This is a genomic window from Ensifer sp. GW821-FHT05G01, from assembly GCF_059419585.1.
This window is the reverse complement of sequence record NZ_JBWKSC010000011.1, coordinates 139046-153680: the sequence shown is the minus strand read 5'-3', so window position 1 is coordinate 153680 and position 14635 is coordinate 139046. Positions and strand designations below refer to the sequence as shown.

Here is a 14635-nt window from a genome sequence, read left to right as displayed (position 1 = left end):
ATGAAAACGACAGTCAGTTCCATTGAAGGCTCGCGCCAGCCCCTGTTTATCGGCGGGCAGTTCGTGGCGCCGAAGAACGGCAAGTACATACCTAGCTTCGATCCGACGACGGGTGAGCCCTGGTATCACTTTGCCGAGGCGGATGCTGATGATGTCGAGGCCGCCGTGGCCGCCGCCAACGCCGCCTTTCGCAACCCGGACTGGCGGCGCATGACACAGACCGATCGCGGCGCGCTGATGCGCCGGCTTGCCGAACTCGTCCGCGCCAACGCCGATACGCTCGCGGAAATCGAGACGCGCGACAATGGCAAGCTGCTCAAGGAAACCCGGGCGCAGATGCGCGCCATGCCCGACAGCTACTACTACTTCGCCGGCATGGCCGACAAGCTGCAGGGCGAAACGATCCCGATCAACCGGCTCGATACGTTGAACTTCAATCTTCGCGAGCCCTTGGGCGTCGTCGGCATGATCACGCCGTGGAACTCGCCGCTGATGCTCTTGACCGGCACGCTGGCGCCTAGCCTTGCGATCGGCAACACCGTCGTCATCAAGCCCTCGGAACACGCAACGGTCTCGACGCTGGCGCTTGCTGAATTGATCCACGATGCGGGCTTCCCGGCCGGTGTCGTCAATATCGTGACGGGTACGGGAAAAAGCGCCGGCGAGGCGCTGACCCGTCATCCCGGTGTCGCTAAGTATGTCTTTACGGGCAGCACGGCCACTGGCCGGCGCATCGCTGGAAATGCGGCCGAGAACCTTGTTCCCTGCTCGATGGAGCTCGGCGGCAAGTCTCCCAATGTGGTCTTCGGTGACGTTGACATCGAGCACGCTGTGAACGGCGTCGTCTCTGGTGTCTTTGCCGCGGCCGGTCAGACCTGCGTGGCCGGTTCACGATGCTTCGTCGAGGCGCGCGTCTACGGCAAGTTCATCGATGCGCTCGTTGCCAGGACCGAACGCATCCGCGTCGGCCTGCCGACGGTCGACGACACGGATATCGGTCCGCTGGCGCTCGCCGACCAGCTCTCGAAGGTGGAAGGATACATCGTGTCCGGCGTCAAGGAAGGGGCGAAGATCGCAACCGGCGGCCGCCGCCCTGAGAGGGAAGGGCTTGCCGAGGGAGGCTGGTACTTCGAGCCGACCGTCATGATCGATGCGCAAAACGACATGTCCTTCATGCGTGACGAACTCTTCGGCCCGGTGGTCGGTGTCATGCCGTTCCGTGACGAGGAGGAGATGATCGAGCTTGCCAACGACACGCGCTATGGCCTCGCATCCGGCATCTGGACCAAGGACATCGATCGGGCGCTGCGTTTCGCCAACCGGATCGACGCCGGCACGGTCTGGATCAACACCTATCGCTCCGCCTCGTTCATGTCCGCCAACGGCGGCTTCAAGGAAAGTGGCTACGGCCGGCGCGGCGGCTTCGAGGTCATGCACGAGTTCTCGCGGCTGAAGAACGTCATCGTCGACTACTCCGGCGCCATGCAGGACCCCTTCATCATTCGCCTGAAATAACAGCAGAAGCACGGGCACAGGAAAGGCAGAAACCATGAAGTTCGCAGTCTCCCTCACGATGGAACGCTTCTCACCGGACGTGCCGATGGAGCGGGTGAAAAGCAACCTGCTTCAGCTCGCGCGAATTGCCGACGAAGGTGGTTTCGAGGCCCTCTGGACGGCTGAACACCATACGCTTGAATGCACGATCTCGCCGAACCCGTTCCAGACGCTGGTCTGGCTTGCCCAGCACACCGATCGCATCCGGTTGGGCACATCCACGCTGGTGGCACCCTACTGGAACCCGATCCGGCTCGCAGGCGAGTCGGCGCTTTGCGACCACCTGACCAATGGTCGCCTGGAGTTCGGTATCGCGCGCGGTTCCTACCAATACGAGTTCGACCGCATGGCAGGAGGCATGCCGCAGCAGGAAGGCGTCGCCTACATGAAGGAGATCGTGCCGGCGGTTAAAAAGCTCTGGTCCGGCGACTATGCGCATGAGGGGCAATACTGGAATTTTCCGGTCACTGCGGCGGTGCCAAAACCCCTGCAGCAACCCCATCCGCCAATCTGGGTGGCGGCGCGCGATCCTGGAACCTTCGACTGGGCGGTCGCCAACGGCGCCAGCATCCTGTCAACGCCGCTCTCTGCGCCAGCCGCAGAAATTCAGGTACTGTCCGACAAGTTCCGCAAGGCGGTCGCTGACCACCCGGAAGTGCCGCGGCCGCGCTTCATGATGCAGCGCCGGACCTGCGTCTACGACAGGCCGGATGGTTGGGAACTCGCCGTCAAGCACAGCATGGACTACGGCCGCGCCTTCGAAAACCTGATGCAGAACATTGGCGCGGTACACAACGGGTTCCCCGAAGCCGTGCCTTACGAAGCGGTCAAGGGCAAGGATAACTACAATCCGGAAAATATCCGCAAGAACCTGATGTTCGGGACTCCGGACGAGGCGATCGAGAAGCTGCTCGCCTACGAGGCCGCCGGCGTCGATCAATATTGCCTCGGCCTGACCTTCAACCTGCCCTTCGAATTGCAGAAGCGCACGCTTGAGCTGTTCATCACCGAAATCATGCCCTTCTTCGCAGCCCGCGAAAATGAGCAGAAGCGCGTCGCGGTGGGACGCTGACGATGGCAGGGATGCAGCGTCATACGATCGGCGAGGTAACGCTCAACTACCGCATCGACGGGGACGGCGAGCCGCTTGTCTGCATTCACGGCGTCGGATCCTATCTGGAGGCGTGGTCGGGCGTGGTCGAGCGGCTGAAGGATCGGTTCACGATCCTGACCTTCGATCTGCGCGGCCACGGCCAATCAAGCCGGGTGACCGGGCGATACGAGATCGACGACTTCGTCAACGAGACGTTGACGCTTGCCGACCGGGCGGGCTTTCCCACCTTCAATCTCGCCGGCTTCTCGCTGGGTGGCCTGATTGCCCAGCGCCTGGCTCTGACCCACCTTCAGCGACTGCGCCGCCTGGTTCTTCTGTCGACCGTCGCCGGTCGCACGCCGTTCGAGCGCGAGCGCGTTCTTGAGCGCCTTGCAGCGCTCAGAGCCGGGACCCCTGCGGATCACCACAATGCATCGCTGTCGCGCTGGCTGACGGAGGGCTTCCAGGAGCGAAACCCCGAGGTCATCGCTAGGCTCAGGTCGCGCGACGCCCAAAACGATCCGGATTGCTATGCCTCTGCTTACCGGGTGCTGGCAGAGACGGATTTCGGCGGATTTCTCGACCAGATCCGGTGCCCGACGCTGATCGCCACCGGCGAGGACGATGCCGGCTCCAATCCGCGCATGGCCAGTTACATGCACGAGCGCATTCCCAGGTCCGAGCTTCGGATCCTGCCAGGCTTGCGGCATTCGATCCTGATCGAAGCGCCCCACGTCATAGCGGATCTGATGGGTGAATTTCTGAGCCAGGGAGTGACGGTCAATGGATGAGGCGCTGCAGAGAAGGGGAGAAACCATCCGGCGCAAGGTGCTCGGTGACGACTACGTCGATCGGGCGATCAAAAACAGCGATGCTTTCTCGCGCCCCTTCCAGGATCTGCTGAACGAGTATTGCTGGGGCACCGCCTGGACGGACGAGAGGCTCGATCTGAAGAGCCGAAGCCTGCTCAACCTTGGAATGCTCGCCGCGCTCAACCGCATGCATGAATTCGGCATCCATTTCCGCGGGGCGATCCGCAACGGCCTGACCGACGAAGAGCTTCGCGCGGCGCTCGTCCAGATCGCGATCTATTGCGGCATTCCCGCGGGCGTCGAGGCCTTCAGGGTCGCACGCAGTGTCCGTGACGAGATGGACCAGAAAGGCGAGTGCTGACTTCCACTGTTTCTAGGAAGGGGCGGCTCCGCGCTGCCTCATATCGCCGGAAGACGGAGGGGCCTTGAGAACTCAAGATCAACCCGATGGCAGGAAGAGGACCCTGCCGGAAAAACCCAGAACGACAAAAGAGGGAACGACAGCATGAACACTTTCACCAAACTGACTGCGGCGGCGGCCTCGCTTGCCATTTCGCTCGCGGCTCTTCCGGCCCATGCAGGTGCCGTACTCGACCGCGTGCTCGACGCAAAAACCCTGAAGGTTGCGACCGACGCCAGCTGGGCGCCGCAGTCCTTTATGAACGACAAGAACGAGATGGACGGCTTCGACGTCGATGTCGCCAAGGAAGTCGCAAAGCGACTGGGTGTCGGCGTCGAATTCGTCACCCCGGGCTGGGACATCATCACAGCCGGCAACTGGCAGGGCCGCTGGGACATGCACATTGGCTCGATGACGCCAACCAAGGAACGGGCCAAGATCTTCGACTTCCCCGCCGTCTACTATTACACGCCGGCTGCGGTCGCGGTTCACAAGGATAGCGTTGCAGTGACGCTGATCGATCTGGACGGCAAGGTCGTCGGAACGACAGCGACGTCCACCTTCGAGGCCTACGCCAAGCAAGAGCTGACGCTCGATGCCGCCGGTGCGCCGGCTTTCGAATACGTGTTCAAGCCGACGGAAGTGAAATCCTACGCCAACTCGTCAACGGCCTTCGACGACCTGCGCCTTGGTGACGGCGTTCGCCTCGACGCGGTGGTGTCGTCTCTGCCGAGCATTCGCGACGCCATCAAGGCAGGCTATCCGATCAAGCAGATCGGCGCTCCCGTCTTCTATGAGCCGCTCGCCGTTGCCATCGAGCACGGCGACAAGGAACTGAACGACAAGATCGCCGAAGCGATCAAGGCGATGCAGAGCGACGGCACGCTGAGCAAGCTGTCCGAGAAGTGGTACGGCGTCGACTACACCGTCGCGAAGTAACCCTTCCCACGTTTGGCGCTCCGGTCGTCCGGAGCGCCTTTTTGTTCAGAGGGACTAAGATGCTTTATCCGGATACAGTCGAGTCCGAAATACTCGTCCACAACCCGCGGTTCGTAGCGACGGTGTTCGCCGCCGCCCTGATCGTCTTCACCGCCTTCAATCTGACCGGGACGACAATGGGAGAACTCATGCGCCCGGTGATAGGCGAACCTTTGCAGAGCGGTTTCTACGGCCGTTTCGCCATCGCCCTCGTGATCGCAGCGCTCTTCAGCCTCAACATCGTTCTGATCGGCTTTGCCAGCCTCAGGGTCCAGATCGCCATTGTATGGCTCGAGCTTCTCGCGTTATTTCTCGCCTTCTTCCAGACGTTTCACTTGAGCCTGCCGTTCATCGAACAAAAGCTGCCTTTTCTGATCGCCCAGGGTCTCGTGACGACCGTCTATGTGTCGGCGATCTCGATCGCTATCGCCTCGCTCATCGCAATCCTTGGCGCGGTGGCCAAGTTGTCGACCAACGGTTTTGCCTATGCGATCGCAAGCTTCTACACATCGTTCTTTCGAGGACTGCCGCTCCTGATGCAGGTCTATCTGATCTATCTGGGTCTGCCTCAGCTCGGCATCATCATCGATGCCGTTCCGGCCGGTATCCTGGCGCTTTCGCTCTGCTACGGCGCTTACATGACCGAGATCTTCCGCTCAGGCATACAGAGCATCGACCGCGGCCAGTGGGAGGCCTCAAGGTCGATCGGCTTCGGCTTCGGGCTGACCATGCGCAAGATCATCCTTCCGCAGGCGTTGCCGGTCATTATTCCCCCAACCGGAAACCAGTTCATCTCGATGCTGAAAGACAGCTCGCTCGTCTCGGTGATTGGCGTCTGGGAACTGATGTTTCTTGCCCGCACGCTTGGCCAGAAAACCTTCCAGCACATGGAAATGCTGATCTCAGCCGCCATGCTCTACTGGATCATGTCCATCTGCCTTGAGCTCATCCAGTCCCGCATCGAACGCCACTATGCCAGGAGCAAGGTCAGATGAGTGTTGAAACCATCATCGAAGTCAGGAACGTTTCCAAATGGTACGGTGCCTTTCAAGTGCTGACCGATATCAACCTGACGGTCCGCAAGGGCGAGCGCATCGTAATTTGCGGCCCGTCCGGATCCGGAAAATCGACGTTGATCCGCTGCTTCAATAGGCTGGAGGCGCATCAGGAAGGCGATATCGTCGTCGACGGTATCCACCTGCATGCCAAGATGCGCAATATTTCGGACGTGCGGCGCAATGTCGGCATGGTGTTCCAGCATTTCAATCTGTTTCCGCACATGACAGTGCTGATGAACTGCATGGTTGGGCCGATGTGGATCAGTGGCGTGCCGGAGGCAGAGGCGCGGGCACGGGCACTGAAGTACCTTGACCGGGTTCGTATTCCTGAACAGGCAAACAAGTTCCCGGTCCAGCTCTCGGGCGGTCAGCAGCAACGCGTGGCGATTGCCCGCTCACTCTGCATGCAGCCGGCAGTGATGTTGTTCGACGAGCCCACCTCGGCCCTTGACCCTGAAATGGTGTCGGAAGTGCTCGAAACCATGACCGGTCTCGCCAAGGACGGGATGACCATGGTCTGCGTCACCCACGAGATGGGGTTCGCACGGGCGGTCGCTGATCGTGTGATATTCATGAACGCCGGGCAGATTGTTGAAGAAGCAAAGCCGGACGAGTTTTTCTCCAATCCCAGGCACGAGCGGACGAAGCTTTTCCTCGGTCAAATCTTGAAGCATTGAAGAGCTCAGCCGGCGCGAGATTGTAAGCTTGGGGTGTGTGGAACGATCATCGACATGATCCTCGAGAAGACCGAGCAGAAGGGCGCCGGCAAATACTGGGTGATCGAGGGAGAACGTGAGCGATGACAGGCAAGAAAGTCTTTATGCGGGCTGGTCGCATCGTTCGGCTCGGTGAGCCAACGGCCAAGCCAAACTCCGATGGAGCCGGGGTTGAAGGTCCGCGCGATGCCGTGCACCAACCTTGAGCCCGGCTGCTACGAGTTCACATAACGGGTCGACTGGGACGATTGTGACCTTCCCATAGGTCTGACGTCCGGATCAGGCCCTCCGCAAAAGTGCCCCATGTGTGTTCGCAGGTCGCAGATGAGAGCAAGACCGGCATCGCCTCGCTGAGGTGTTTCAAGACGTACAATGTTGGAGGTGGTCACCCGCTTCATCCCGCGACACGATTAGCCCTCAGCGGTGTTAAGCGGGGGGCGGGGTGGGGCTGCTGCCCAAAGGGAGCCTAGACGAACTTCGTTTAATGGGAGGTGGCTATCCCCCCGCAAACTATGCGTTCAGCGGATCGCTGAAGCACTCAAACGCACTCATTTGTATTTATGCTGTTGCCTCTCTAGTCTCTTGGATCGACGCCAATCCCGGCGATGCGCGACCTGAGCATCTCCCGCTCAAATGCATCGGATGGAAACCTGCGCCGCAGCTTGTAGCGCCCGCCGGCTACGGCGATGACGAACACCGTGGGCTGGGCACGGCGCGCGCAAAAGCGTGTGCGCAGCCGTCGACAGGCAAGCGCGATGGGTGGTTTTCGCCGATGCATAAATTCTCAACTCCAATCGGTTTTGGAGTACAATTATGAGGCTATCGAAAGGGCTGCAGTGTTTCTAGCGTGCCGAGTTCGACTTGCAGCGCTACAGAGGAAAGGTGAAGACAATGCAAAGGTTTGCAATCGTTGCTCTGTCGCTTGTCACTGGGCTGACATGCGCTGCGCCAGCCAGGGCATTTCCCGTTCTTTCTGCGCCGAAGATTGAAGCGCCGCAAGCTCAACCGGTTCAATACCGCCGATATGGCGGTTATCACGGTGGCTACTACAATGGTCATCATCGCGGTGGCGACGACTGGGCCTGGGCGTTAGGGGGGCTTGCCGCTGGCGCCGTTATCGGCGGCCTGTTGGCGCAACCCCGGTATTACGGCCCGAGCTACTACGAACCCGACTACTACGGGCGGACCTATTATCGGCCGCGCTATTATGCGCCACGCTATTCCCGTCAAGTCTATTATGGCGGCGGCACACACACGCGCTGGTGCTACGCACGATATCGCTCCTACAGGGCCTTCGACAACACGTTCCAGCCCTATCACGGCCCCCGACAAGCATGCATCTCGCCGTACTATTGACAGCGGGGTGAGAGGCGCGAGGGCGTCCGGCGCCGGCGCCGGCGTCATCGACCAGAACCGAACTGCGCGTAAGAACGACACCACGATCCTCCAGTTTCTCCGGTGTCAGGTCGAGTGTTTAGGTTTCAGGCATTACTCTCGTCCTGGGCATCGGCTGGACCGAACAGACGGCGTTTGACTGCCTCGCGCAGCGTCTGTGCGAGAATATAAAGCAGCGGGATGATCACCAATCCGAGGACAGTGCCCACGAGCAGACCGCCGAGCACGGTTGCGCCGATCGCCTGTCGACTGCCCGCGCCCGCCCCCGTGGCGAGGACGAGCGGTACAACGCCCAGAACGGACGCCATCGCGGTCATCAGCACCGGCCGAAAACGCTGCGACGTTCCCTCGGTAGCCGCATCGATAATGCTCATTCCCTCCTCCCGGCGATCCTTGGCGAACTCCACGATCAGGATGGCATTCTTGGCCGCAAGGCCTATGAGCAAGAGAAGGCCGATTTGAGCGTAGATGTTGAGATCGATACCGCCTACCAAGAGTGCTCCCAAGGCCCCAAGAACGGCCACTGTGACAGACATCATCACGGCTATCGGAATGCTCCAGCTCTCATACTGGCCAACGAGAAAGAGATAGGTGAAGACGATGCCCATAATAAGGATCATTACCGTCTGGTTGCCCGATTGTTTTTCCTGCAGTGCCAGCCCGGTCCACTCAAATCCAAAGCCGGTTGGCAGTGTGCTTGCCGCAAGCGCCTCCATGGTGCTCAGCGCCTCACCGGTGCTGGTGCCCGGTCCGGCCTGGCCGTTGATCGAGGCGGAGGGGAAGAGGTTGTAGCGGTTCACCGAATTCGGACCGTAGTGGGTGGAGATCGAAAGCAAGCCCTGCAGCGGAACGAGGTCGCCCGTATCGCTGCGCACCCTCAGTCGCTGGATATCCTCTATCCGGCTGCGGAAGGCCGGCTCGTTCTGAATGCGGATCTGGAAGACCCGGGAAAGGATGTTGAAATCGTCCACGTACGACGACCCGAGATGGGACTGCAGCGTACTGAAGATCGTGGCGGGGGACACGCTGTATAGCTCCGCCCGCTCCCGGTCGATGTCGAGGTAGACCTGCGGTACGTCGGCTGAGAATGTGCTGAACACTGAGGCAAGGCCGGGCGTCTGGTTCGCGCGCATGATCAGACTGCGCATGACCTCGGCAAGCTCTTCCTGGCTCTGCCCGCCGCGCGCCTGAAGGCGGAAGTCGAAGCCGCCCGTTGTGCCAAGCCCCGGAATAGCCGGTGGATTGAAGGGCACGACGGATGCGGTCGAGATCGTTGCAAGTTCGGCCCGTAAACGGCCCATTAGTGCGAAGACGCTTTGCTCCGGCCCCCGCTCGCTCCACGGCTTTAGCGCCGAGATGATCATGCCAGAGTTCGAACCACCACCGCCGATCATGCTCGCACCCGCGATGCCAATCGTATTGGCGATACCGGGCGTGCGCTGCAGGAGCGCGCTGACCTCGGCCATTGTCCGTTCCGTGCGCTCCAGGGAAGCTGCGTTTGGTAACTGCACGTTCATGAACAGGTAGCCTTGGTCCTCGGCGGGCACGAAACCAGTCGGAATGATGCGGTAGAGGCCGTAGATTCCCCCTGCGACCGCGACCAGGACCAGCGTCGCCAGGGCGAGCCGTCGGGCGAAAGCGAGCAGCAGGTTCAGGTAAAAACGCCGGGAAGCGTCGAGGCCTGCGTTCAGCTTCTCGAACAGTCCAAGTCGCCGTCTCGGCGTTGGACGAAGCATGAGCACACACAAGGCCGGGCTGAGGGTCAGCGCATTGACCGTCGAGAAGACGATGGTAATCAGGATCGTGACGGCGAACTGGCGGTAAAGCTCGCCGGTGATGCCGGCAAGGAAGGCCACCGGCACGAAGAGTGCGGCAAGTACCAGCGTCGTCGCGACGATCGGTCCCGTTACCTGCTCCATGGTGCGTAGGGTGGCATCCCGTACGTTGGCCCCGGTCTGGTCCATGATGCGCTGGACATTTTCGACGACGATGATGGCGTCATCGACCACAAGGCTGATGGCGAGGATGACCGCGAAAAGGGTGATCGTGTTGGCCGAGTAACCGAGAACATAGAGGACGGCGAAGCCCCCAATGAGTGAAACGGGTATGGTCAGGGTCGGGATGACCGTTGCGCGCCAGTCCTGGAGGAAGGCAAATACCACGGCGACGACGAGGGCAAAGGTAATCGCGAGCGTTATGAAGATCTCGCGGATGGTTTCCTTGACGAAGGCAGTCGTATCGAAAACGACCGTATAGGCGATGTCGTCTGGAAACTGCCGCGACAAAGCTTCAAGCTCGCTCACGACCGCCTCGGAGACAGAAAGTGCGTTGGCGTCGGCGGACTGGTAGACGACGAGCGTGGCGCTGGGAAGGCCGTTGAGCGTCGACGTGGTGTCATAGGATTGTGCGCCGAGTTCGACGCGCGCGACATCGCGGAGGCGCACGATCGCGCCGTCGCGGTTCGTGCGCACGATCACGTTGCCAAACGCATTCGCGTCGGCAAGACGCCCCAGCGCCGTTACTGTCAGCTCCAGCTGCTGGCCCGACGCCGTGGGAGGTGAGCCTATCTGGCCGGCGGAGGCCTGTGCATTCTGCGCCCGTATCGCAGTGGCGAGATCCGACGCCGTGATGCCCAGAGCCTGCATGCGGTCAGGGTTCATCCAGACCCGCATGCTGTAGGTTGGGCCGAACACGCCTGCCTCCCCGACACCTGGCACGCGGGCGATGGCATCGCGGATATTGACTGTCGCGTAATTGCTGATGAAGACGTTGTCACGCGTGCCCTTCGGCGAATAGATCGCTAGCCCCATAAGCATACTGGACGAACGGCTTCTCACGGAAACGCCCGTCTGGGTGACAGCGGCAGGCAGCCGCGGCGTCGCTATCGCGACCCGGTTCTGCACGTTGACCTGCGCGATCGCCGGGTCGGTTCCTGGCGCGAACGTCACCGTCAGACTGTAGGTACCATTGTTGGTGCTGGAGGAAGACATGTAGAGCATATCTTCGACGCCGTTCACCTGATCCTCGATCGGCGCACCCACGCTATCCGTCATGACGCTGGCATTTGCCCCCGGATAGCTCGCCGTCACCTGCACTTCGGGCGGAGTGATCTGCGGAAACTGTGCGACAGGTATCTGCAGGAGGGCGACAGCACCGGCGATTAGCATGATCACCGCAATGACCATTGCAAGCCGCGGCCGGCCTATAAACGGGGCGGAAATATTCATTGTGAGGCACCCGATTGGGAAGCGGACCTATCGGCGCTATCGTCAGACACGGGAAGTACTTTGATGGCCGATCCGTCGGCAATGTTTGCCAGCCCTTCAACGATCAGCATCTCCTCGCCTTCAAGACCGCTGTCGACGATCCAGTTGCCGCCCGCCTGTTCGGAGACCATGATGCGACGCAGGATAGCCTTCCCGTCGTCGCCGACAAGGAGGACATATTTGCCTTCACGGTCCTGATGCACCGCGCCGAGGGGAACGACCGGGCGCATCTTCCTCTCGTCCCCGGCGATCACCACCGTCACGAACTGACCCGGTACGAGCAGAAGGTCGGGGTTGGCGAACTGTGCACGCACGGCAAGCGTACCAGTCCGCTCGTCGACTTCATTGCCGAAGAACTCAATCTTCCCCCTTGCTTGTATTGCTGCCCGTTCGAAAGGCGCAGCGAAAGCTGGAAGCGTTGGGCAAGTTCCTCCTTGCTGATCTTTCCTGCCGCTACACGCAAGTCCAACACCGTCCGATCGCTCACGGAAAAAACAACCCGCACCGGGTCCATCTGGACGATCCTGGCCAGCGCCGGGGAACTGGCGTTTACGAAGCTGCCTGCGGATAGCGATGCCGCACTGATGCGGCCCTTCATGGGGGAAGATATCTTGCTGTAGCTGAGATTGAGTTTCGCCTGGCTCACCCTGGCCTCGGCGGACAGAACGGCCGCGTCAGCCGTATCGAGGGCCGTCTCGCTTTCCTCCAGCGTCGCGCGTGACACCGTTTGGTTCAAGGCGCGGTTGCGTTGGAAGCGACGTGCGGCATCTGTCTGGGTGGCTTTCGCGCTGGCCAGTTGGGCCTGCGTGACGGTCAACGCGATTTCCAGATCGCGTGGGTCGATGAGGAAGAGGGGTTGGCCAGCCTCAACGACGGTACCTTCGTCGAACAACCGTTTGTCGATAAACCCATCGATGCGGGAGCGAACATCAACAGCCTCCATGGCTTCGACCCGACCGACGAACTCGTACCTCGGAGAGACGTCGTCTACGCGAACCTTCGCTGCACCGACAGTGGCCACCGTTTGCGCCGCTAGTTCAGCAGGCACGAGGCTGGAGACACCGAGAAGGATTGCGCAGCAGACGCGGGTGATACAAGCTGTACGGTTCATGGGGAACTCCAGCAAAAAGTTGGTACGCCGGCACGGCTGACCGGACCCGGCCTGCCGAAGTAAATACTGAGGAATGCGCTCTGCGGATCGGCCGTCAACCTGAACATGCACGACAAAAAATTGGGGCGCTCGACAATGATCGCGCGTTCCAGCAAACGGGTCGTGTTCACCAAGTCGTCAGCGGAGGCAGGTGCCTATTTAGCCCCGTCCACGCTGTCCAGCGACGTTTCCGATGACCGCACCTCGTTCCGTGGGACTGCATCCCGGCAGGACCGTTGCATCGAGCAGAATAAGAATGGGAGCATGTTTCATGGTGCTGCCCTAATCCTGTGTGATCTGCTTTCGCAACGTAACATTGCGTACGCTGCAGTCCATCCCTATTGGCTGTCGCCCTTGAAATAGTTTTATTGGTGCTCGACGAGATATCGTGGCGCGCGCCGGATGCCTTGCTAGATAAGTGTACCGGCATGTCGAGGTGTTCTCTCGCGGGTGCAATGTATGTGGCAACGACCTCCGCGTATTGTGCAGCCGCAGTTTCGCGGCCGGTTGCGAAGGTCAGTGACAGCCGAGTGAGCGCATGCCGCGGCATGACCGCGAGGCCACGTATGTAGGATCGGCTGCGGCCCTTCAGACCCGTGCGCAGTGTCGATCTGAAGATCGGGCTTGGGGTAGCCTGGAATATGGAGGACCCAACCGCATCACGGCACGACATCATCGACATTGCCCGGTCGCTACCGCCGGGAAGGTGAGGGGATGAGACCACCCTTCATAGCGACCTGGACCCTCGAAGGAGCAGAGCGGCTTGCCGGGGACTCGGCTCGATTCCTGACCTTTGGCTATCCGATAAAACCGGGGTACTGCACCTCTTCTCGATTCACGCCCTTGGAATCCAACCGAACCGGAGTGAGCTCCGGGACGTCGGCCATGTGCCGATGCGCAACAAGCCAGTCACGCAAGATCGTCTCAATCGCGGCGGCTCGGCCGGCGGGCGGCGGTGAAAGGCCCGGATCGGTCATGTATGCCGCAAGCCCGGCTTTATATCGTATTCGCCTCACGAAAAACCTGACAGCTGTCAGGGTTCCGTTACCCCATCAAGAGGTTGAAAACGGCTCGTACGTGATAGTTTCCCTCAGCAGAAGCAGATGGGGCGCCTGCTAGACGATAGTTTATTGGGAACGCCGATTTATGCGAGGGATGCAAATAGCCCTTCCGCGCTGAGCGCTATCTAGGCGCCCCATGATTGCAGTCGAGTTGGGTGGCACGTCGCCGATCTAACCAATGAACAATGCCCGCAGTGAAGACCAAAAGCCCATGGGCTTATCGGACAGCAGGACGCGGACTTGGCGAGCCGCTGCCGCCGCACTCACGGTGGTTCCGAAGCGACAATAGCAGACAACGTCATGTAACTCTTCGTCAGAGATCTCGAAAAACCGTATCGCTTCGCCATAGGTATCGTTCTTCATACCGGCCGAATGGAGAACGGGATCGCGGAATGCGACAGTTATCGGAGAATAGTCGCAGCGCAGTGCATTTCGCTCCTCGCTGGATTGGAACTCTGTCTCGTGAAGCGTGTCGAGGTGCCTATGCCGTATTTCCTCAAGGAGCTCGGCCCAGCGCTCAAGTCGCTGACGGCGCGACATCCCATGCAGGTGGAAGAAGGGCTCTATTTGCGCGATGTTCTGCATCTGCTCTAATGTATGGTGCTTCATTGTCGCCTCCAATCAAATGGTGCTGCGAATGCCAGCTCAATCAGCCTGTTCCTCGTCCCGCGCCCTGTCCAATCACGATGCTGGCGAGCGGAGTTGCAGATCTGAGGTCTAATCGCTTGCTCGGTGGCTGCGCATTACGACAACACTTCCAGAAAGACCCTCGGTTCCGTAGTCCGGAGCGCAGGGCGCGAAGCCGAGCCCTGAAATCAGGCCGATGCGGTAGCCGATAAAGACGTTTCCTTTGGGTATGTGCTGCAGGCCTGCCCGGAGTTCCGCGATTACGGCCCGAACGGTGCGCTGGCACGATCTTTTGTCTGCCGCCGTCGTGGTTCGATCGATGCTCGGGGTCAGTCCGAGCGCCTATGAGGAGGCCTGCGGAATCCTTGGGGCCGAGAATGCGGCCGCCGTCATGGCGTGTATCCTCGAAAGGGCAGGGCACATCAATTCTGCCGGAGGCTATCTGAGCGATTTTACGCGAAAGGCCGAGCGCGGGCTCTTGCCAACCTTTGGGTACGAAGCATTGAAAACCGCGGTACCTCGAGA

General features: G+C 60.4%; 10 protein-coding genes and 3 pseudogenes. 10 read left to right on the top strand and 3 right to left on the bottom strand.

Annotated features, from left to right (window positions below; translation table 11 throughout):
- From AC07UR_RS24580 to AC07UR_RS24545, 8 genes are all read left to right on the top strand, one after another.
- Nucleotides 1-1515 carry an aldehyde dehydrogenase gene (locus tag AC07UR_RS24580; RefSeq protein ID WP_173422104.1) on the top strand — a complete coding sequence of 505 codons (1515 nt, stop codon included), beginning with the start codon at nt 1-3 and terminating at the stop codon, nt 1513-1515.
- A 34-nt stretch (nt 1516-1549) separates the two neighbouring features.
- A complete protein-coding gene (locus tag AC07UR_RS24575; protein ID WP_209792534.1) occupies nt 1550-2626 on the top strand; it encodes an LLM class flavin-dependent oxidoreductase in 1077 nt (358 codons plus the stop codon).
- A gap of 2 nt (nt 2627-2628) precedes the next feature.
- Entirely contained in the window at nt 2629-3438 is an 810-nt protein-coding gene (locus tag AC07UR_RS24570) for an alpha/beta fold hydrolase (protein WP_173422102.1), read from the top strand.
- Complete coding sequence (locus AC07UR_RS24565) at nt 3431-3820, top strand: carboxymuconolactone decarboxylase family protein (protein WP_173422101.1); 390 nt, start codon at nt 3431-3433, stop codon at nt 3818-3820. Before AC07UR_RS24570 ends, AC07UR_RS24565 begins: the two co-directional genes overlap by 8 nt.
- 144 nt (nt 3821-3964) lie before the next feature.
- Nucleotides 3965-4798 (top strand): transporter substrate-binding domain-containing protein, encoded by an 834-nt coding sequence (locus AC07UR_RS24560; protein ID WP_173422100.1) that lies wholly within the window; start codon nt 3965-3967, stop codon nt 4796-4798.
- A 59-nt stretch (nt 4799-4857) separates the two neighbouring features.
- Complete coding sequence (locus AC07UR_RS24555; RefSeq protein ID WP_173422099.1) at nt 4858-5832, top strand: amino acid ABC transporter permease; 975 nt, start codon at nt 4858-4860, stop codon at nt 5830-5832.
- Nucleotides 5829-6572, top strand: coding sequence for an amino acid ABC transporter ATP-binding protein (locus AC07UR_RS24550; RefSeq protein WP_173422098.1), 744 nt, complete (start codon nt 5829-5831; stop codon nt 6570-6572). Before AC07UR_RS24555 ends, AC07UR_RS24550 begins: the two co-directional genes overlap by 4 nt.
- 930 nt (nt 6573-7502) lie before the next feature.
- The gene (locus tag AC07UR_RS24545; RefSeq protein ID WP_209792536.1) at nt 7503-7967 is read left to right on the top strand and encodes a BA14K family protein; all 465 of its coding nucleotides are present in this window, start codon (nt 7503-7505) and stop codon (nt 7965-7967) included.
- 125 nt (nt 7968-8092) lie between these two features.
- On the opposite strand, the gene AC07UR_RS24540 is transcribed toward AC07UR_RS24545, so the two are convergent.
- Complete coding sequence (locus tag AC07UR_RS24540; RefSeq protein ID WP_209792539.1) at nt 8093-11233, bottom strand: efflux RND transporter permease subunit; 3141 nt, start codon at nt 11231-11233, stop codon at nt 8093-8095.
- Nucleotides 11230-12383, bottom strand: a pseudogene (locus AC07UR_RS24535) (efflux RND transporter periplasmic adaptor subunit). Before AC07UR_RS24535 ends, AC07UR_RS24540 begins: the two are co-directional and overlap by 4 nt.
- 635 nt (nt 12384-13018) lie before the next feature.
- Between AC07UR_RS24535 and AC07UR_RS24530 the strand changes: the two are divergent.
- Nucleotides 13019-13132, top strand: a pseudogene (locus tag AC07UR_RS24530) (LysR family transcriptional regulator); the annotation flags it as partial.
- A 522-nt stretch (nt 13133-13654) separates the two neighbouring features.
- Here AC07UR_RS24530 and AC07UR_RS24525 read toward each other — a convergent pair.
- Complete coding sequence (locus AC07UR_RS24525; RefSeq protein ID WP_209792541.1) at nt 13655-14092, bottom strand: hypothetical protein; 438 nt, start codon at nt 14090-14092, stop codon at nt 13655-13657.
- A 181-nt stretch (nt 14093-14273) separates the two neighbouring features.
- Between AC07UR_RS24525 and repC the strand changes: the two are divergent.
- Nucleotides 14274-14585: pseudogene (repC, locus tag AC07UR_RS24520) on the top strand (replication initiation protein RepC); the annotation flags it as partial.
- Between the last annotated feature and the right edge of the window lie 50 nt (nt 14586-14635).